Origin of the sequence: Vampirovibrio chlorellavorus, assembly GCF_003149375.1 — a bacterium.
Taxonomy (GTDB): Bacteria; Cyanobacteriota; Vampirovibrionia; order Vampirovibrionales; family Vampirovibrionaceae; genus Vampirovibrio; species Vampirovibrio chlorellavorus_B.
In genome coordinates this window covers 359,777-379,206 of sequence record NZ_QFWH01000002.1, presented here as the reverse complement: position 1 = coordinate 379,206, position 19,430 = coordinate 359,777, and the positions used below count along the sequence as shown (strand labels likewise).

General features: G+C 55.1%; 17 protein-coding genes and 1 tRNA gene. 10 read left to right on the top strand and 8 right to left on the bottom strand.

Translation table 11 applies throughout. From position 1 onward, the window contains the following. Positions 1 to 127 precede the first annotated feature (127 nt). Positions 128 to 1,024: a DUF2145 domain-containing protein gene (locus DF283_RS04095; protein WP_303673438.1), complete on the bottom strand. Its 897-nt coding sequence runs from the start codon at positions 1,022 to 1,024 to the stop codon at positions 128 to 130. Between the two features lie 520 nt (positions 1,025 to 1,544). On the opposite strand from DF283_RS04095, the gene DF283_RS04090 reads away from it, so the two are divergent. Together DF283_RS04090 and corA are read left to right on the top strand one after the other, a co-directional pair. Beyond that, positions 1,545 to 1,922 (top strand): hypothetical protein, encoded by a 378-nt coding sequence (locus tag DF283_RS04090; RefSeq protein WP_303673437.1) that lies wholly within the window; start codon positions 1,545 to 1,547, stop codon positions 1,920 to 1,922. A 654-nt stretch (positions 1,923 to 2,576) separates the two neighbouring features. Further along, positions 2,577 to 3,662 carry a magnesium/cobalt transporter CorA gene (gene corA, locus DF283_RS04085; protein WP_303673436.1) on the top strand — a complete coding sequence of 362 codons (1,086 nt, stop codon included), beginning with the start codon at positions 2,577 to 2,579 and terminating at the stop codon, positions 3,660 to 3,662. A 13-nt stretch (positions 3,663 to 3,675) separates the two neighbouring features. On the opposite strand, the gene DF283_RS04080 is transcribed toward corA, so the two are convergent. Next, complete coding sequence (locus DF283_RS04080) at positions 3,676 to 4,077, bottom strand: hypothetical protein (protein WP_303673435.1); 402 nt, start codon at positions 4,075 to 4,077, stop codon at positions 3,676 to 3,678. Between the two features lie 330 nt (positions 4,078 to 4,407). On the opposite strand from DF283_RS04080, the gene DF283_RS04075 reads away from it, so the two are divergent. Then, complete coding sequence (locus tag DF283_RS04075) at positions 4,408 to 6,390, top strand: hypothetical protein (RefSeq protein ID WP_303673434.1); 1,983 nt, start codon at positions 4,408 to 4,410, stop codon at positions 6,388 to 6,390. Positions 6,391 to 6,674: 284 nt separating this feature from the next. Here the strand turns inward: DF283_RS04075 and DF283_RS04070 are convergent. Further along, positions 6,675 to 6,746 (bottom strand) — tRNA-Asn (locus DF283_RS04070). 441 nt (positions 6,747 to 7,187) lie between these two features. Between DF283_RS04070 and DF283_RS04065 the strand changes: the two genes are divergently transcribed. Both DF283_RS04065 and DF283_RS04060 read left to right on the top strand, forming a co-directional pair. Then, positions 7,188 to 7,985, top strand: coding sequence for an S-methyl-5'-thioadenosine phosphorylase (locus DF283_RS04065; RefSeq protein ID WP_443082987.1), 798 nt, complete (start codon positions 7,188 to 7,190; stop codon positions 7,983 to 7,985). Between the two features lie 12 nt (positions 7,986 to 7,997). Then, complete coding sequence (locus DF283_RS04060) at positions 7,998 to 8,279, top strand: YggT family protein (RefSeq protein ID WP_303673432.1); 282 nt, start codon at positions 7,998 to 8,000, stop codon at positions 8,277 to 8,279. 205 nt (positions 8,280 to 8,484) lie between these two features. Here the strand turns inward: DF283_RS04060 and DF283_RS04055 are convergent, their stop codons facing one another. Further along, positions 8,485 to 8,940 carry a hypothetical protein gene (locus tag DF283_RS04055; protein ID WP_303673431.1) on the bottom strand — a complete coding sequence of 152 codons (456 nt, stop codon included), beginning with the start codon at positions 8,938 to 8,940 and terminating at the stop codon, positions 8,485 to 8,487. 494 nt (positions 8,941 to 9,434) lie between these two features. On the opposite strand from DF283_RS04055, the gene DF283_RS04050 reads away from it, so the two are divergent. Next, the gene (locus tag DF283_RS04050) at positions 9,435 to 9,818 is read left to right on the top strand and encodes a ComEA family DNA-binding protein (protein WP_303673430.1); all 384 of its coding nucleotides are present in this window, start codon (positions 9,435 to 9,437) and stop codon (positions 9,816 to 9,818) included. A 212-nt stretch (positions 9,819 to 10,030) separates the two neighbouring features. Here DF283_RS04050 and DF283_RS04045 read toward each other — a convergent pair whose 3' ends face one another. Beyond that, entirely contained in the window at positions 10,031 to 10,864 is an 834-nt protein-coding gene (locus tag DF283_RS04045) for a hypothetical protein (RefSeq protein WP_303673429.1), read from the bottom strand. A gap of 556 nt (positions 10,865 to 11,420) precedes the next feature. Between DF283_RS04045 and topA the strand changes: the two genes are divergently transcribed. Further along, the gene (gene topA / locus DF283_RS04040; RefSeq protein WP_303673428.1) at positions 11,421 to 13,820 is read left to right on the top strand and encodes a type I DNA topoisomerase; all 2,400 of its coding nucleotides are present in this window, start codon (positions 11,421 to 11,423) and stop codon (positions 13,818 to 13,820) included. A 245-nt stretch (positions 13,821 to 14,065) separates the two neighbouring features. Here topA and DF283_RS04035 read toward each other — a convergent pair whose 3' ends face one another. The 3 genes from DF283_RS04035 to DF283_RS04025 all read right to left on the bottom strand — a co-directional run bounded on the left by DF283_RS04035 (position 14,066) and on the right by DF283_RS04025 (position 17,092). Beyond that, on the bottom strand, positions 14,066 to 14,896 hold the full coding sequence (locus DF283_RS04035; protein WP_303673427.1) for a TonB family protein: 831 nt from the start codon (positions 14,894 to 14,896) through the stop codon (positions 14,066 to 14,068). A 40-nt stretch (positions 14,897 to 14,936) separates the two neighbouring features. After that, entirely contained in the window at positions 14,937 to 16,052 is a 1,116-nt protein-coding gene (gene wecB, locus DF283_RS04030) for a non-hydrolyzing UDP-N-acetylglucosamine 2-epimerase (RefSeq protein WP_303673542.1), read from the bottom strand. A 185-nt stretch (positions 16,053 to 16,237) separates the two neighbouring features. Further along, complete coding sequence (locus DF283_RS04025) at positions 16,238 to 17,092, bottom strand: hypothetical protein (protein WP_303673426.1); 855 nt, start codon at positions 17,090 to 17,092, stop codon at positions 16,238 to 16,240. A gap of 133 nt (positions 17,093 to 17,225) precedes the next feature. Here DF283_RS04025 and DF283_RS04020 point away from each other — a divergent pair, with 133 nt between their 5' ends. The 3 genes from DF283_RS04020 (at position 17,226) to DF283_RS04010 (ending at position 19,389) form a co-directional block, all read left to right on the top strand. Then, complete coding sequence (locus tag DF283_RS04020; protein ID WP_303673425.1) at positions 17,226 to 17,585, top strand: hypothetical protein; 360 nt, start codon at positions 17,226 to 17,228, stop codon at positions 17,583 to 17,585. Positions 17,586 to 17,617: 32 nt separating this feature from the next. Continuing rightward, on the top strand, positions 17,618 to 18,082 hold the full coding sequence (locus DF283_RS04015) for an NUDIX domain-containing protein (protein ID WP_303673424.1): 465 nt from the start codon (positions 17,618 to 17,620) through the stop codon (positions 18,080 to 18,082). A 224-nt stretch (positions 18,083 to 18,306) separates the two neighbouring features. Further along, a complete protein-coding gene (locus DF283_RS04010) occupies positions 18,307 to 19,389 on the top strand; it encodes a hypothetical protein (protein ID WP_303673423.1) in 1,083 nt (360 codons plus the stop codon). Positions 19,390 to 19,430: the final 41 nt, after the last annotated feature.

The window sequence follows — 19,430 nt, the reverse complement described above, 5'->3', positions numbered from 1 at the left end:
TAGGCTGTCTTCCTCAACTACTCAACAAATGCTCATTCATTACACCCCTGGCCTTCACCGGCGAGGGGTTATTTTTTGGGGAAGCCTACCCAAAAAGCTATCCGAGTGGACTCTTTCCCGGCAGGCCCTATAGGGCGCTACGGTGAGGAGCGTAGGACACCGTGCGCTCAAACAGCCCGGAGTTGACCAGACTCTCCACGGTCACGGTACGCGGCGCAGCCCACCAGGACAGTTCCTTTCCCCGAACTTGCGGATGCCAACCCGCGAACAAACGGGTCAGGGGATCGAGAGCCAAGGGCTCCGCCCGGAAATTCCGCTGAATCTCCCGCAGTAAAAAAGCCGGATCTTCGGTGTTATGGTGGGCGGCCAGCACATTCAGCAACACCCACTTGTTGCAATTCAGGCTATCGGGGCCATGCGGCGGGGACAACAGGTTGTACTGAGGGGTAAAGGCCAGCCGCTGAAATCCCCCATCTTGCAGTAAGGCAGCCATGCGATTTTGAATGGCCGTAGAAGGAATCAGCAACAGGGCCGCCGGATCGTAACCGCCCTGCTGGTAGAAAAACTCCACGGGCTTCGTCCATAAAACCCGGCAGTGTGGCTTGCCTTTGGTTTTGTAGTCCACCAGATTGTAAATTTTCCAGCCCCCATCCAGCGGATCACGCCACACAATGCCCGAATGCAGCATGCCAGTGGAGTCATGCTGGCGATGCTGTCGGCCACCCTGGCGGGTGATGACCGCCGACTGGACATTTTCCCGCTCCAGAGTCCGCGCCATCCATTGCGCCAAGTGGGTGGCCACCTCAACCTTGCGAGGCCGCTCCAGTGGCACCACCTCCTGTGGGGGCTGATGAAAGCGGGTGGTCGACACGGTCAAGGCTCTCAGCACGGATGGAACCGCTGACGCCTCCCCAGACAGGGGTGACAGTGGCTGAGCCTTGACAGAGACAGACGGAAAGCCACGCAGGGCCTCGTCCAGAAGCTGATCTAGCAGAAGCGCATCCTGCGCAATTTCTTTCGGCAAACGACCTTCCTGCAATTCAAGCGCCGAGACGCTATCCCCAAAGGGCCCATCAGCCGAATGCGCAAGAGCAGAGGCCCGTCTGTCCCCCCTCATGCCAAACCCGAGGGGCGATGAAACCGACCCCACAACGGGAAGGGACTGAGTGGGCTCTTTGACCGTCCACTTCGGAGCATTCGGCAGAGGCTCCCTGCCAAAACCAGCCACTATGCGCATGTGTCGTTTTCCTCGATTCGCCTCCCCAAATGAAAGGCCGGACTCAAAACCCACCGGTCAGTCCATAACGGCACTGGGCCTTTTTCTAATACAATCTGTTTAATACAAATTGCTTAATACAAACGTAACATAAAAACCCTCCCAGTCCCAAAGGCTATCCCGCCGATACCCGCCCCCCCCAAAGCCTGCCATACCCATGCAGCTCTCTTTTGAACAGCGCTGGCTGACATCGGCGGCTTGGCTTGTCCGGGCGAATTTCCTATAATAGGCTCTACAAGGCCGTTCCATGAATCTGCGGAGATTGACCATGAAAAAAAGCGCGTTTCTCGTTGCCAGTCTGGTTCTGTTGGCCTTGGGCCTGGTTCAGGCCGGGGCTTACTATGAGCCCTACCTGCGCTTTTTTATTCACGTTAAAAAAGTCAAAAAGTGCAAGGAAGGCGCTTTATGCGCCACCCCGGCCCAGCCGCCTCAGTCCATCCGGGTGTCCAACAGCTCCCCCTATCGCTACCGATGCACGGGGCAGGTCAAAGTGACTGTAGATGACGGTGAAAAAACCTTCAACGAGACCATTCGCATCGATGAGTTCATCCAGCCCCACGCCAGTGCCTTTGTAATCCGGCAGTACAGCAGCGGGCAAAAGCTGAGCGAACTCAAAACCAGCGGCATTGACTGTACCGCCATTTAAGCCGATGCCCTTCCCACCAAAGCACCTCCAGCGGTAACACCACTCGATCGGCTAATACCCAAACCGGGCATTGGCAAACGACGGGCTGATACTGTATAGTGTAACTATGGCGGTCACACTGGGAGGGGTTGCCAATGGACGTTTACTTATCTGCATTGGTAATAAGCGCAGCAACCATTTTGTGGGGCTTTTTGCTGATGCGAGAAGCGTACAGACATCCCCTCTAGGCTAACAGTGGATTTGTGCAGCCGTTTATCCTCTGCCCGATGGACAGGGAAGCTCCTCCGGAAAAGGGACTTTCCGAAACCAGCTTCTGGACGGGCATCCTGAAAACCGTGACAGGAGAAGGGCCCCCTTTGTAACAAAATGTTTCAGAAAAATATTACTAACCAAAGTTAGGTTGCCAAGACCCTGCCTCTTATCTATACTACTAACTATCGTAAGTATTAACGACTGGGCTACCCGAAATCAGAGAGTGCCTAATTTTTAGTCCTTACGGACACTTCTTTTCCCCTCACTACTTATATGAAACCCACTTGAATTGCCAGGTCTCAAAGCCTGGCCTTTTTTTTGGCGTATTTCCCGCAACAATCGCCCCTCCCCCAGGCACTCCCTTATAATGGAAGGGTCGCATGCGGGACAGGCCAAAACACCATGACACGCCACGGGATTCGCAAACACCTACCCAACCGGTCTCTTAAAGCCGGTCTGCCGCCGGGCAGCCTGGTCTACATCGGGCGGGCCAAGAAAGCACTCTCCGCCCAGCCCCGCATTACGGTCATGACCTTTGAAAACGGGACGGTATCGGAGCGCACCGTTGAATCCGTGGCCGAACTGATGCCCCTCAAACCGGCTCCGGCCATTGCCTGGATTAACGTGGACGCCGTGCATGACGCCAAACTGTTGGCCGAATTCGGCGAGGCCTTTCACCTCAACCCGCTGCTGCTGGAAGATATCCTGAATACCGAGCAGCGCCCCAAAGCCGAGCATGTGGATGGGCTGACCTATATCATCCTGAAACTGTTTGAATTCCAGACCCCACAGGAAGAGATCTTCAGCGAGCAAGTCAGCATCGTGACCGGCCCTCATTTTATTCTGAGCTTCATGGATGAAGTCAGCGATGAGTTTGAGCCCCTGCGCAACCGCCTGCGAACCAATAGCCAGAGACTCTCCAGCCTGGGGCCGGGATACCTGGCCTATAGCTTGCTGGATACCATTGTGGACAGCTACTTTAGCGTACTGGAAGAGATCGGGGCGCGTCTGGAATATCTGGAAGACACCCTGAGCGGGGAGCAGCCCCCCAATATCCTGCAAAGCGTCCACCGACTCCGGCGGGAACTCATCTTTCTGCGTAAAAACATCTGGCCGGTGCGAGACATGATTAACCTGCTCCAGCACCTGGATTCCGAAACCCTGCTCCCCCTGCAACCCTACTTGCGGGACGTGTATGACCACACCATCCAGGTCATGGACACCCTGGAGTCCTACCGGGATCTGCTGAGCGGACTTCAGGATCTGTACCTGTCCGTTCTCAGCTACCGCATGAACGACGTGATGAAAGTGTTAACGGTGATGTCCACCATTTTTATCCCCCTGACCTTTATCGCCGGGGTCTACGGCATGAACTTCAAATACATGCCGGAACTGCAAAGCCACTGGGGTTATCCCCTTGTGTGGGGCGTGATGATTCTGAGCGCCCTGGGCATGCTGGCCTATTTTCGGCACAAGCGCTGGATTTAAAATCCCTGGCCCGCTACGGGGATAAGCTGCATCGACTTTTCAGACACTGTACAGACGGGGTGGCCTCTTGTTTTTTGGTCTTGGCTGACTCACAGGCGATCATTTGCCCCATGCGCTGGCTAAACACGGCGAAATCCGTCAGAAAATTGAGGTTTACCGCCTGATATTGACCACAAGGCCCCTTGGCCACCACGCAATCAGCGTCCTTGCGGCAGGCAAACCAGCTGGGCTTGGCAGCGATCACCTCCGGTCGGTCGGCAGCGGATGGGGCCGGAGCTGTTTTCTCAAGAGCCTGTCCACTACGGCCCGGTGGCTGGGCGATTGGGCTATTGCCCACCGACTCCCGGACACATCCCGCACCGAAGGCCGTGATTGCCACTAACACCAGCGCGTTAACCCATTGCCGACGAATCATCCTTGCCTCCTGAGCGTATCCACTTCTTTTTCTTCTCTTCATCTTCTGAAACGGGATCCAGTGTTCCTATTTTGACCAAAGCAGCCGGGGGATTCAAGGCAAAGCCCACGGGAAAACCGGGCGCGCGATAGCCAAACCCGGATCGCCCCAGCCGCCCCCCCGCCCCATCAATCCAGAACTTAGGCAAAAAGTCCTATCACCAGAATAAACAATGTTTGTTTTCCTGCAACTACCCAAAACACAGTCCATCATTGACCTCAAAAGCAAGGATGGGCATATCGCACGCACCCGCCCCCGGCGTGGGGGCCCTTGATTGGAGGAAAGCAAACCATGTCGTCGCTATTTTATGAAAGCGCGTTGAATCCGGCTGCCCACCGGCCGCTGAGAGTTTCCCCCCTCAAAGGCAGAGCAGCACATCCAGCCCTGCTCCTCCAGTCAGACCGAATTCGCAGGCCACAACAGGCGCAGAACATCGAAGGGCAGGACACTTCGTATGGGTTTCAAACCCTGGATCCATTAACGTTCCAGCAGAGTGCAAGTTCATCACAATCCTTTAGTGTCTTTCGGGCCGTCAAGGAAACCGTGAAAGGGGCCCTGAATCCGATTGTCACCATGGTCAAACACCCGTTCAAAACCGCTGTGGCTTTGGCCGGGACAGTGGCCCTGACTGCGGTGGCCCCCATCACCATCCCCATTATGGTAGCCGCTGGCTTGGCCACAGGCGGCTGGCAGGTCTTAAAAGGCCTGAAAACCGCTGTTTCCGAAGCCAAGCAAGGGAATTACACCGCCTCTGAAAAGGCGTTTGGGCACATCGGGGAAGGGGGCTTCGCTCTGGTGTCCTCCCTGTTGGGGGTCCGGCAAGCCGGTAGCGTTGCGGCCGAAGCCAAAGCGGCCCGCCTCTCGTTAAGCGATACCGCCAGCGCCACCGAAAAGCTGCGGGCTGTGGATCAAGGGCTGAAAGCCGCCGTGAACGTGCAAAACGGCACCTGGCAAAACGCCCTGAAGCAAACCCTGAGTGTGTTTTCCCCGGAGGGCTTGAAAAGCACCGGCGCCCAACTCAATCCCAAGCGGTTGACCCAGTTGCTGGCCGGTAAACTCCAGCACTGGCGGGCTCAGTTTTCGGAAAGCCCGGTGGTGCCGCTGGAGGGCCCGTTGGCCAAGGCCCAGCGATTCCTGAAGTTGAAAGACGCTGAAATGCCTGAAATCCAACAGAATTTAATTCACAAAGAAGGCGTCGATTTCTCTGGCAGCGCCCACGGGTTTTACGACGGCAAAAACCACAGCCTGCACGTGGAACCCGATCGGCTGAAAGCCTTCCGCAGCAAACTGGCTCCCTTCTTGCGGCCCTGGCTGGATCAACTGCCTCAACCCTTGCAGACCTTCCTGGGCAACCGCTACAAGCAGACCATCCCGGTGCAGGAAGTGGTCACCCATGAACTGACCCACGCCCGGCAGTTTAACCAGGTGGCTTCCCTGACCCGGGAACAGGCCCTGCAAACACTGACCCGCAAGTTCCCCGGCAGCGCTCCCCAAGCCCTTGAAGCCATCTGCGACGGGCTGCGCTTTCACGGCAACGGCAGCCCGGCCACGCAACAGGCCGGACACCGGCTTCTGACCCAAATCGCCGAACACCGCTTGACCCAGAGCAATCTGCGGGAAATCCAGCGGGAAGGGCTGGGGAAAATGAATCCAGTCAGCCACTTAAAAACCCAACTCCTGTCCCTGAAAACCTACATTCGGGCAGGCTTTGAGGTGGAGGCTAGGCAGAAAGCCGCCGAGACGGGCATTGCCCAAATCGCCCAACAGATGGGTCAGACCCGGGGACTGTTTGAAGAAGGCCAGCTACTGAGCCACTATAAAACCCTGAAGGTGGAAGCCAAGCTGAACAAGCTGCTGGGCAGACTCAACAGTACCAGCCCCAAACTCACCCCGGAACGGAACGGGCAAACCCGGCAACAACTCCAGCACTGGCTGAATTTACCCAAAGCAGGAAGTCTCACTCAGGGCTACCTACGCCAGGAGCAAAAACTGTTACGCACCACGGAACGGTTGAACCGGGTCATCCAGTGGACGGAGACCCTGCAAAAAGCAAAGCCACCGGCCGAACAGGCTTCTCAAGCACAGTGGAGCCTGAAAGTCCTTAGCCATCAGGTGAGCCACTGGGCCAAGGGACTGCTCAACAGCATCAAGCGGTTCTTTACCCCGGCAGGGCTCCAGCGTTTTGAGCAAAAGCACCACAGCTTAAAAGGCAGCTATGTGCAAAGCGCCCAGACGCTCATTCAAGCAAGCGCACCAGCGGAATCAGCCGCTTAGGACTTTACCCGGCGGCAAGCAGGCTCCGTGTAAAGCAGCCCCAGCCAACATAAAAACATCCATGCAGGCAATCCTCACCCGATTCGCCTGCATTTTATTAAGACGAGGCTGCCCTCTCAGTACAATTGTAAAACTGCCTCCAGCTCCAACAAACAGAGAGCGCTCTGGATGAGAGTACCAGACATTTTTTAAACTCGCTGTACTCAAACAGCTACAAACGGACTGAGAGGGCAGCCTCATCGTTTTATTATTTGGCAAAAAACCCAAAAAGAAGAAATAAAAAACTCCCCAGGTTGGACTCGAACCAACAACCCTTCGGTTAACAGCCGAATGCTCTGCCATTGAGCTACTGAGGAATGTTTTGTTTGATTGTGAGATGGAGTATAACCCAACCTTTTTAAAAATGCCAAGCACTTTTTTTAACTGAATTCAGGCTCAAAGTCTTGTTTTAATAGGAATATTGATTAAAACGGCACCATCAGGTTGCCCTGACCAATCTATCTTCATCGTTGTCATAGCCAGTTGCAAATTATTCTCAAGTAGGGTATTCTGAATTCCATCAGTTGAGAATAATTTTCATTAAATAGCGATGCCCGCGTTCTGATTACCTCCAATACCGGCGTCGCTTTTTTCTTTTCTTCAGTTTTACCAAGGCTACCCGACCCGCCCCGAACCCCGAGCGCCGTTTGCATTCCCCGCCCCTTTTGCATACGATGAAGCCCGTCAATATGCAGTCTGAATGACTGTGGCTTTTATGGAGTATTTCTACAATGTCTGCCTTCACCTTCACCGATAAACTGGAACATCAGGCGGAAATCGGCGTATTCGGCGGTTCCGGCTTCTATAACTTCATCGACGACGCCGTTGAAGTCAAGGTGGAAACCCCTTACGGTTCTCCCAGCGCCACCATTACCATTGGCACCGTCGGCGGCAAACGGGTGGCCTTTATGCCCCGCCATGGCCGGGATCACTCCCTGCCCCCCCACAAAATCAACTACCGGGCCAACGTGTGGGCCTTCAAAGCCCTGGGTATCCAGCGGGTCATTTGCCCCTGCGCCGCCGGTAGCCTGCAAAAGCACATTAAACCGGGCGAGTTCGTATTCTGCGATCAGTACGTAGACCGCACCACCGGCCGGGCCGATACCTTCTTCGATGGCCCCATCACCACCCACGTCAGTGCCGCCGATCCCTACTCCGAAGAGCTGCGCCAGCTGGCCATCCAGGCGGCTAAGGATTGCCAAATCCCCTTCCACGACAAAGGCACCATCGTGGTCATCCAGGGGCCCCGCTTCAGCACCCGCTCCGAATCCAAGTGGTTCCGCGATCAGGGTTGGGAAGTGATCAACATGACCCAGTACCCGGAAGCCCATCTGGTGAAGGAACTGGAAATGGACCCCTTGAACATTTCCCTGATCACCGATTACGATACAGGGGTGGAAGGCGTTCCTCCGGTCAGCCACGTGGAAGTGATTGAAGTGTTCAACGAGAACAACGCCAAGCTGCGTCGTCTGTTGTTCAAATTGATTGAACTGATGCCACCGGCCAGCAAAGCACCGGAGTTCGCCAACATTCTGGCTTCGTCCCGTCACGGTTAAGGAACAATATTAATGAGTACCACTGTTTGGGAAGTCCTGTTTTACGCTTGCAACCTGTACAAAATTTTGTTGCTGGCCCGCATTTTGCTGACCTGGCTACCCAACATCGATTGGTACAATCAACCCTTTCAAGGGCTCAGGGCCATTACCGATCCGGTGATGGCCCCCTTTAGCCGCCTGATCCCACCGATGGGCGGCATTGATTTTTCCCCCATCCTGCTGTTTTTTGTACTCAGCCTGGTGCAATCGTTCCTGCAACAGCAGTGCCCCTTCACCTGCCGCCCTTTATTTTAGGCAAGGCTGTCTTATTTTAAAGGGCAGGTATCCCTTCACCACACGTTTCTAACGGTTTGAGTACAGCGAGTTAAAAAACTTGAGCTTGGCAGCTTTGCCAAAAGAAATTCCTCAACTTGTTTGAGCTGCACGCAGTTTTTGAAACGCGTGGTGAAGGGATACCTGCCTTTTCAAGAGTGGCCGGAGCGACTGTCCAAAAGTGGAGTTACCAGACTTTTCCGCGCGTGTAATACGTCTGTTCACTGCGCAGGACTTCGCCTTCCACAATGTCCAGACCCTTCACCCGCTCGAACGGATTGCTGGTGGTCTTGGGTTTAAACAGGCGCTCCTCGGCGTAGTCAATCTCTTTGGTCAGTAAGGCGTAGCTCATCTCGTGGATGTTGATCTTGTCCTTCTTGATGATCTGATAATCGGCCTGACCGCAGTGTTGGCAGTATTTGTACTGCGTAGAAATTCGCCCATCCGCCCCCTGTTTGGGATAGCGTTTGGAGCCACAGGTACGACACCGGCACAACGTCCACATGACCTGAATTTTATAGCCACAGTCAGGACAAAAGGCGGAACCACAACCCTTGCCACTGGTGGGCTGGATTTGTCGATGCTCGCAATCGCGCGCAAACAAGGTTTGATAAAAGGCGGCCAGCGCCTTGATCAGTTGCATTGGTTCCCCGTTATCCCGCTTTGTGTGATCTAACAGATGCTCTCGTTTGTCCCCGGCGCAAATTCATCGGTACAACTGAACTTTACGCCCATATCAAAGTTTTATTATACCGATCTTTCCACCCTGCACAACTGAGCGCTTCAAAGTTCCTCCAAGCGGTGGAGAAAAGGGGCAAAGCCCCGTCTTATCAACCGCTGCATAAGAAAAAAGCTACCAAAAGCGGTAGCGTGACTTGGGGAGGAGGTTGGGGAAATAAGGGCTCTGTTTGGGCGAGCCACTTATTTGTAATTTAGGTATCGCCAACCCGGGCAAAAACTTGAGTGTTTTCCCTGATTTGTAACAACTTGTAAAATCAAACCCATGCCCAATTGCTCCATTTCCATGGGCCAAGTATGTTTGAGGGGTTTTATATTCATCGCTGCCATTAAACCGAATCTGTTCACCCTAACGGTTGGAAAGTGTCCAAAATCCAGAAACGTTGAGAATTCAGAAACGTGACAAGCCCGTCTGCTCTCCATCGTATGAGAACCCATCCCCTGAAACATGCTGCCATTCTGTTGCTCCTGCTGTCGTGGGCGCAAGGTTTGTCACATCCAGCCACCGCCGCCACATTTTGGGACACTTACGTCCCCCCGGAGCTGGCTTTTCAGGACGATTTAAGGCAAAGCATCACTTTGCCCCAGCGTATCAACGTTAATCTAGACAGCTTAAACCAGCTAAAAACGCTGCCCGGCCTGAATGAGGACATCGCCCTGAAGGTGATGCGCAATCGTCCCTACACCGATGTGCAGGATTTTTACCGCAAACTGCCGGGACTGGATAAAAAGCGCATCGATCGCCTGATTCAGCAAATTCAGCCTAAAATCAAATTTCAGTAAACCTCAAAAAAGCCCGACTCATGCCAGCCGGGCTTTTTTAAATGGGTCAGTATCCATGCACAAGCCGTTTGTAACGGTTTGAGTACAACGCCTTCAATAGGAGCTTGGCAATTATGCCAAGAGCGTTCATTAACAGTCCACGGCTGCATGCAGTTTTAGAAACGGCTTGTGCAGGGATACTGACCCCAATTGATAAGAGATGCAGTGAACCCTTACTGGCTGACGGTCACCGGGGTGTCCACCATCACGCTCAGCCGGGAACCGGCGGGAACCACCACTTCCTTGCCTTTGCGGGCCAAAGCGTAGCCCATGCCGCCCAGCGCGCCCACACCCAGACCGAACAAGGCCCCGGTGCCCACGCTACCCAGCAAACCACCGGCAGCGGTCCCCATCAGGGTTCCCACGCCCGTGGCCCCAGCGGCAATGCCCACCCCTTTGGCAATATCCATGGCGTAGGTGTCGCCTCTCAGCACACCGGACTGATCTTTGGTCACGATGTGGGCGTTAATGGCCACCACCCGACCATCGGGCAGTTTAATGCTATCAAAGCGAACGTCAATGTCCCCGTGCTTGCCCAGATGAGAGGCGCTGTTCACGTTGGCCACCTGTCCCAGCACCTGACTGCCCGCCGGAATGGCCACGGCATCGTTCACAAAAATGTCGTTTTCCAGGGTGGCGGTAATGGGATCGCCCACGTGCGCCGCATAGGTGGTAATGGGCACATCGGTATGAATGGTCATCAAAGTGCCTTTGGGAATGGAGATCAGGCGGCCCCGCAGGGTGGTGTTGTCGTAGCTGTAGTTGTTATTGTTGCTGTAATAATCGTTGCCATAGCCATTGCTGTTATAACCGGTATTGTTGTTGTAACCGGCATTACCGTAGCCATTGTTGTTGTAGGCGTTGTTGCTGTAAACGGTGGTGTCCTGAAGGGGTTTCAGCTGCAAAGTGCCATCGGCCAAAGCCACGGCGGGCATCACCACGAAGCTCAGGGCTAAATTCGCGCTTAAAATACTTTTGGCCAGTGCGTTGAACTTGAATTGAGTCATCTCTACCTCTCTATAAACTCACGTCTCTAAACTCACGAACGGGGTTGCTGAACAGGTGGTTTACGCTAACCAGTCTCCAACATCATCAGGGCTCGGGGTGGATAATACGGCTATCAAAGAGTGGGGTCAGCTGTGATGTCATCAAATCGGCCCGGAAAAGGGGGAGCAAAACAGCCTAAAGGGGTCAATCCACGCCAGCAGGCGATTGTCGTTCCTTTTCTTTCCTTTTTACGCTCTGCCACAGTTTTGACTGGCCTTAAAAGACGACTCCGGGCGATGTCCTGTCTCCTCAGCGAACAGCCTGGATCTTGTGGCGCAAACTCCTCATTATTGATACCACAAATATGAAGCTTTGGTTACATTATACCGCTGAGTGCCCATTTAAGAAACTCACCTTGTAGAATCAGCCACCCCTGCTCCTGCGCCCCGTGGCAAAGATGACCTCTTGCATTTTTTGGCGGAAAGACTTTAAGATGGCAGACACCGTCTTATTGCCATATAAGGTGGGTGCTCATACACAAGCGTCTGTTAACACTGAGAACGGTACCCCACGTCCATGCCTAAAGCTTCCGCCCCCAAAACTTCCGCCAAAACGGCAACCAAACCCACCGCCAAAAAAACCGTGAAAACAGCGGCCACCAAAACCACGGCCAAAGCCAAAACCAAAAAAGCCAGCACGGACGCAGGTCTGGATGAAGACGATTCCGAAGAGGGTGGCAAGGGTCGCTCACTGGTCATCGTAGAGTCCCCGGCCAAGGCCAAGACGCTGAAAAAAATTCTGGGGGCCAAGTTTCAAATCAAGGCCAGCGTGGGCCACATTCGGGATCTCCCGGAAAAAAAGCTGGGCGTGGACATCGATCAGAACTTCGAGCCCATGTACGAAGTGCTATCGGCCAAGGCCGACCTGGTGGAGGAACTGCAAGAAGCCGCCCGCAAGTGCGATACCATCTACCTGGCGGCTGACCCTGACCGTGAGGGAGAGGCCATTGCCTGGCACGTGTCCATGTTGCTGGACAACGCCAAGGCCAAGGTGCATCGCATCGAGTTTCACGAAATTACCAAAAACGCCATTCTGGAAGCCATTCAGCATCCCCGGGAAATCAACCTGCCCCGCGTCAACGCCCAGCAAGCCCGCCGGGTGCTGGATCGACTGGTGGGCTACAAGCTGAGCCCGCTGCTCTGGAAAAAAGTGAGCAAGGGCCTGTCCGCCGGACGGGTGCAAAGCGTTGCCGTGCGCCTGATTTGCGAGCGGGAGGAAGAGGTGCTGGCCTTTATTCCCGTGGAATACTGGACCATTGGCACGGAACTGAAAAAAGATCCCAAGGACACCCACCACATGGTGGCCAACCTGGCCAAAATTGACGGGGAAAAAGCGGAAATCCCCAACGAAAAAGCCGCTCAGGAGATTGTGAAAACCCTGCAATCCAACCCGCTGGAAGTGGTGGCGGTCAACTCCCGAGAATCCAGGCGAAAACCCCAGCCGCCCTTCATCACCAGTACCCTGCAACGGGAAGCCAGCACCCGCTTTGGCTATTCCGTGAAAAAGACCATGCAAATCGCCCAAAAGCTGTATGAGGGGATTGATCTGGGGAACGGCCCGGAAGGTTTGATCACTTACATGAGAACCGACAGCACCCGGGTGGCCGATGAAGCCCGGGACGCGGCCAAGGAATTCATCGTGCGGCAATACGGCAAGGAGTTTTATCCGGCCGAACCCAACGATTACAGCAAGAAAAGCAAGAAAAACGTGCAGGACGCCCACGAAGCCATCCGTCCTACTTACGTGGATAAAACCCCGGACATGGTCAAGGACGCCTTGAGCGAAGAGCAGGCCCGCATTTACAGCATCATCTGGAACCGCTTTATGGCCTCCCAGATGGAAGCGGCCCAAATCCGCACCAAAACCGTGGAAGTGGCCTGCAAAAACCTGCTGCTGCGGGGCTCCGATAGCAAGGTCATCTTCAAGGGCTATATGGCCGTTTATCAGGCTGAAGATGATGAAGAAGTCGTCGCCTCCGCCCTGCTGGATGTGGCCAAGGGAGACGCCATTTCCCTCTCCAAAGTGGAGCCCAAGCAGCACTTTACCGAGCCTCCGCCGCGCTTCAACGAAGCCAGTCTGGTCAAAACACTCGAAGAGTTGGGCATTGGACGACCCAGTACCTATGCTCCCACCATTGCCACCGTTCAGGATCGGGGCTATGTTTTTATGGAAAACAAGGCATTAAAGCCAACGCCATTGGGCAAAGCGGTCAATCAGGTGCTAGTCAAGCACTTTCAGGACATTGTGGATGTCAACTTCACCGCCGCGCTAGAAACCCGTCTGGATGACATTGAAGAGGACACCACCCCCTGGCAAGGCGTCATTCGGGATTTTTACGGCCCCTTTGAAGCCACCCTGAAAAAGGCCACCGATGAAATGGAAAAAGTGGTCATCCTGCTGGAAGGGGAAAGCTGCCCGGATTGCGAAAAGCCCATGTCCCTGAAAACCAGCCGCTGGGGTAGCCAGTTTATGGGCTGTACGGGGTATCCAGAGTGCAAGTACACCCGCCCCTTAAGCAAAGATCAGAAGGCCCTACCCGAAGATCAGCCCAGCGATGAGAAATGCGAAAAGTGCGGCGGCGATATGGTCATGAAGCACGGACGCTTTGGGCAATACCTCAAGTGTCAGGCGGAAGGCTGCGGGGCCAACAAGTCCTTTGAGGAAAAAACCGGAGTCACCTGCCCCAAGTGCAATCAGGGCGAAGTGGTGGCCAAAAAATCCCGCCGAGGCAAGATTTTCTACGGGTGCAACCGCTACCCGGATTGCGATCAGGCTTTCTGGAACAAGCCCCTGGCCGAAAAATGCCCGGACTGCGGCAGTCTGCTCACGGAAAAAGTGCTGAAAAAGGGCACTTTCCACGCCTGCCCGGAAAAGGGCTGCGGCTTCAGCAAGGAAGTGGAAACCACGCCTGCCTAATGCCCTGCAGGCTTGTTGTCAGCCTGCATCCCACCGATTTAAAACATCAATTCACAATCCCTGATCGGCAGTTGCCCATCAGGGATTGTGGTGTGTACCCCTTCACAACACGTTTTTAACTGTTTGAGTACAGCCCGCTGAATAGCATTGCTCGGAGCAGTCCGAGTCTGCTTGAGAGCTGCACGCAGTTTTAAAAGCGCGTGGTGGCGAGGCACTCAGCGGAATCTTCAATGCGTCCGCCTAGATTATTCGGCGCTGGTCAGTACCGGCTCGAAGATGTACTCAATGGTAATGGGCAGGGAAGGGACGTTGGCCGGAGCCACCGGAAACGCCCCAGCGGTGTTGATGGCATTCAAGGCCGCCTTGTCCACGGTGGCATCACCCGAAGATTGCTTGATGCTGGAACCCAGCAACGTTCCATCCCGATCAATCATCAGCACGGCGATGGTGCGCTGAAAGGGATAATCCTGAGGCAGTTGCCAGTTGCTTTTGACCTGCTGACGCACCTGCTCCACGTAAGTGGTCATGGCATCGGCAGTCCCTGAGGCGCTGGCGGGCTTGTCCCACACCTTACCGGGCACGCCCACCCGGGTGTAAAACAGGGAGACCGGCTGGGGCTGGTTGGCCACCGGGCTGGCGAAGGCAATCACGGAGTCTTTATTCGGCTTGGGCAGCAGTTGGTAGCTGACCATTTGCAGACTACCGGCGTCCAGCTTGAATTTAAACTCCAGTTGACTGCCTTGCAGGCTGACCGGAAAACGTCCAAACGGGGCGTTACTTTTGAGGTATGACAGGATAGCTCGACCCGAATCGGTATTGGCCCCCACGTTCAGGCCGCTGCTGTGCAAACCGCCGTCTTCATCCAGCACAAAAGTCAGCACGTTATCGGTCAACTGGTTGGCGTAAACCTGCTCCTCCCAGTGGGCCTGCAGCTTGTCAAAAACCCGGGAGACATAGGCGTAGGTGCTATCGGGCGCTTTGGCCAAGGCCACCAAAGGCAACAACGTGGACAACACCAATAAGGCCAGCATCTTCTTCAAGCGGGAGGTCAATCCCGGCATCAGTAAAACGATCATAAAATTTACCTTTTAATTTGAATGAGGGCTGGAGAATATTCTACCGAAAAAGTGTCGGATTCTCATGAAAGGCCCGTAAAGCATCCAAAATGCGCTGAGATGATTTTCCATCGCCATAGGGGTTAATGGCCCGGGCCATCGACTGATAGGCTGTGTCATCGGAAAGCAGGCGGCGGGTTTCACTTAAAATCTTGTCATAATGCGGCCCCACCAGCTTGACGGTGCCCATCTCCACCGCCTCCGGGCGTTCCGTTTCATCTCGTAGCACCAGCACCGGTTTTTGCAGGGAGGGCGCTTCCTCCTGTACCCCGCCGGAATCGGTTAGGATGATATCAGCCCGCTCCATCAGGCGACAAAAGGGCTCGTAATCCAGCGGATCAATCAGATGAATGCGGCCCAAATCGCCCAGGGTCTGGCGCACAATGCCCCGCACATTGGGGTTGGGATGCACCGGAATGACCATCTCCAGAGAAGGATCTTCGGTGATCAGGTCTTTCAGGGCCCGGCAAATTTCCTGCATGGGCTCCCCGAAGTTCTCCCGGCGATGCACGGTGACCAGCACCAGACGCTTGCTGTCGTCCAGGATAATGGGTAAATGGCCGTTGCGATCGGGCTTGTGCAAGGTGTACAGCAGGGCATCAATAACCGTGTTACCGGTCATGAACACTTGGGCTTCCCGTGCCCCCGTTTTTAAAAGGTTTTGTCGGGAACGCTCGGTGGGAGCGAAGTACAGGGTGGCAATCCCATCGGTGACCACCCGGTTAATCTCTTCCGGGAAGGGGTAGTATTTATCCCAGGTACGCAAACCGGCTTCCACGTGGCCCACCGGGATTTGCTTGTAAAAGGCGGCCAAAGAGGTGGCCATGGTGGTGGTGGTATCGCCATGCACCAGCACCACGTCGGGATGCTCCTTTTCCAGCACGTCTTTCATGCCCATCAGCACGTTGGTGGTAATCTGGAAGAGGTCCTGATTGGGCTTCATCAGGTTCAGGTCATAATCCGGGCGAATCTGGAACAGATCCAGCACCTGATCCAGCATTTCCCGGTGCTGGGCAGTGACGCAAACCACTGACTCAAATTCCTGCGGGCAGGCAGCCAGGGCGTTAACCACCGGGGCCATTTTAATGGCTTCCGGGCGGGTGCCGAACACGGTCATCACTTTGAGTTTGCTGGATTTGGACGTGGAGTTGGACGCGGGTTCGGACACAATGGCAAGCCCCATACCGATGCTGAAACGCCATTATTATACAGCGCTCAAGCCGGCCCGTAATGCGACAAAAGAGCAACCCCTCCGGGAGTCACGGGAGTGCGTCCGCCAAGGCGCCCGGCATGCGGCCCGCCTTAATCCGGGACGGGCAAGGCCTCTGAAGGGGCTGTTTTCCGGTTTTCTTTCAGGGCCTCTGCAATAGCCTTGCGCTGTTGTACCGGGTCCTGATCGCCAGTTTTCAAAACTTTATCCGCCGTCTTTTGGCCCAGCATCCCCGTCAGGGCGCCAGCCAGCACCCCACCGACCGGGATCCCTTTAATGCTGATGGGGGCCAGGGCTTTCCCCAGCGAAAAGCCCAGACCGGCGGCTTCCCAACTGACCGCGCTGCGCAACGTATATTTGCCGGTGGCCGTGGCGGTGGCCGCTGCGGCTCCCAGCGCGCCGTCTCCCTGTGCTTTGGCGTCTTTGTAAGCATCCCGGCTGTGACGAAACACATCCAGACCCACCAGGCCCAGGCCAGTGGTATTCAGCAAGCCTTGTCCCCGGTTCCCGGCGGACTGACCGGTCACCAGATTTTTGACCGGCTTGAAATTGCGATCGACCAAGGTTTCCTTGGCAAAGGTTTTGGCCGAAAAACCAGTGCTTGCAGCCGGTACACCTTTCCCGGACAGATTGCCAGACACCGTTTGCCCCAGACGATTCCAGCTCAATTCGCTGGCCTTGATCTGCTCCGTCCCCAAGCCCAGCCAGTGGGCATAACTGCGGGGAGGTGGCGAGGCACTGGTGGAGCCTGAGGCCGCCGATAGTTTATCAATCTTATGGGCCAGCCCCTGATGCACCGCCAAATTGCCCACACTCAAGGCCCAGGTTTCCGTGGCGCTTTTGTTTTGGCCGGGCTTCGGGGGGGAAACCACATTCCCCACATCCATCACGGTCGGCAGCCCGCCCGCATGCTGATAAGACTGGCCACTCAAGCCATCAAGTACCATACGTATCTTGCCCCATCCCTTTTGTACAGGCATAAAAACATGATTTCGCCGTTTGTTGCTACAGACTTCGCAATCAATCCAAAATCAAGGCCAGCCATAGAAAACAAGCCACCCATGGTGCTTTAATAAGTGCATGCCTAATCAACACACCGCCTTGAGTGCCCCGCACCGCCCCACCCGCTTCCGCGCTCCACAGTCCTACCCCCTTATGGCCTTGACCCTGTTGCTGTTAGTAACCGGCTTGTGCGCTTGCGCCCCCAGACTGCCCGAAACCAGCCCAACCCAAACACCCCCAACCCGCCCCGCACAACCAACGGAAAGGGGCGCCTCCCGCTTTGGCAGTTTTAACCTGCACAAACGCCATGGCCTGGGCGGCTGGGAGGGAAACGCACAGACCAGCCAACACCAATGGCTGCGGCAAATTCAAGAGGTGCAAGAGGCCAGTAAGACGCCCCGTCCCGCCGCATCCCAGCCCGTCACGTCCGGTCTTTAAGATCATTTTTCAGTTTTCACAAGGAACAGCTTATGTCTCAGAATTACAACTTTAAAGTGCGTTTGGCTGTGGTGTTGATCCACGAAAACAAATTGCTGCTGGTGCGGCAAAATAACCGCCCTTTCTGGGTTTTCCCGGGCGGGACACTGGAATTGAATGAAGGGCTGGAAGAATGCGCCGTGCGGGAGATGAAGGAAGAAATTGATCTGGATGTGGCCATCGAGAAAACGCTGTACCTGGCGGATTTTCTGCTGAAGGACGCTGCCGGGGAGATAAAGCACACCATTGATGTATTCATGCTGGCCCGCTACTTGGGTGGCACTCCCACCATGACTCTGGATGAAAACCTGAATGAGATGGGCTTTTTCACCTTGGAAGAAGTTCAAAAAATGCAGGTGGAACCCAGTGTGGCCCTGAGACAGTTCCTCAAAGACTGGCCGGAAGGCTTCGCCGAAGCCAGTGGGCTTTATTTGGGAAAATACGGAAACGGGGCCTGACAGACGATTCAGGAAAATTCCAATTCCATTCCAGAGGGTTTTTAAGCGCTCGGTGAGCGTTCGATAAAGATCGGGTCGACTGAGCGCAACCCCTCACGCTGACTTCGCCAGTCTACCGGTGGAGAAGCCCTTTCGGCATCCAAGCCCTGTCATTGGCAACAATTTGAATTCAGCCCCTTTTATTAAAGTAACTGAATTGCCCATTGCCAAAAAGGACGTTGCCTGTGTTTCGTCATCCCACCCCCAAAACCGCCATCATTCAAAAAGGCTGTGCGCTCTTTACCCTGCTGAGTTTTGGCGTCAGCGGGCTGGTGCCGTGCTGGGCATCATCGGATTTCGCCGCGGACTGGCAAGCCAAACCACTCATCGATCACAGCGCCCCGGCGGTAAAAGCACCAACGACCACACCGTCCCCGGCGTCATCGGCAAGCAAAACAGCCTCCTCCAGTGCGGAGCAAGCCGCCTTACAAGCCGCTTTGGAAGAAAAACTGAAGCCCGCTGAACCGTTTATCAGCAGCGTGGAAAAACAATTGCTCATCGCCCCCAAAGCGGGAAGCCCACTCATTCAGCGCCTCAATACCCTGCAAGCCGTATTATACGGTGAACCCAGGTTTCAGGACGCCGGTGAACTACTGGGCGAGCTGGCCCGGTTATTCCCCGCGGAAGCGGCCAAAGCGGCAGCGGATTTACAGGCCAAACTACAGGCGGAAAAACCGGCCAGCGCTCCGTCCTCAGCCGGTAAAACCGCTCCCAAGCGACCCACGGTTAGCAACCCGATGCCTCCCACCCTAGCCCCCGCCATGGCCAATACCGCGCAACAAAGCAGTCCATCCCCCGCCCGGAAAAAGCGCTTTTGGCAAAGCGAGGATGACCCGTTTGCCAACGACCCCTTCTTTCAGGATCAGCCCAACCGAAACGCTGACAGCTATTCCGGTACTCCTGACATCGCCCAGCAGGCCGGACCTTCCAGGCTGGCCTCAATCGGGCAGGGCTTGGCCGGACTGGCCATGATGGCCGGGGCCGTAGCGGGCAGTTACTATCTCAACCGGGGCAACAACACCGCCCTCCCGCAAAATGGGTATTACAACAACGCTCCTTATGGATACCCTCCCTACGGAGCGCCTTATGGCTACGGCGTGGGCAATCGCTATTTCGGGCCCATCCCGGGACAGGTACCGTACGGTTACAACCCGGTTTATCCCTATGCCTATCCGGGTGGCATGACCCTGAACGCTCAGCCCTATCGCCCCTACGGCACTACCACTTTCCCGCCATTTGGCACCACAACCCGCATTGTTCCCTACTAGAGAGCATCCTCCGGTATACTGTTGCATAGACGCAGCAAACG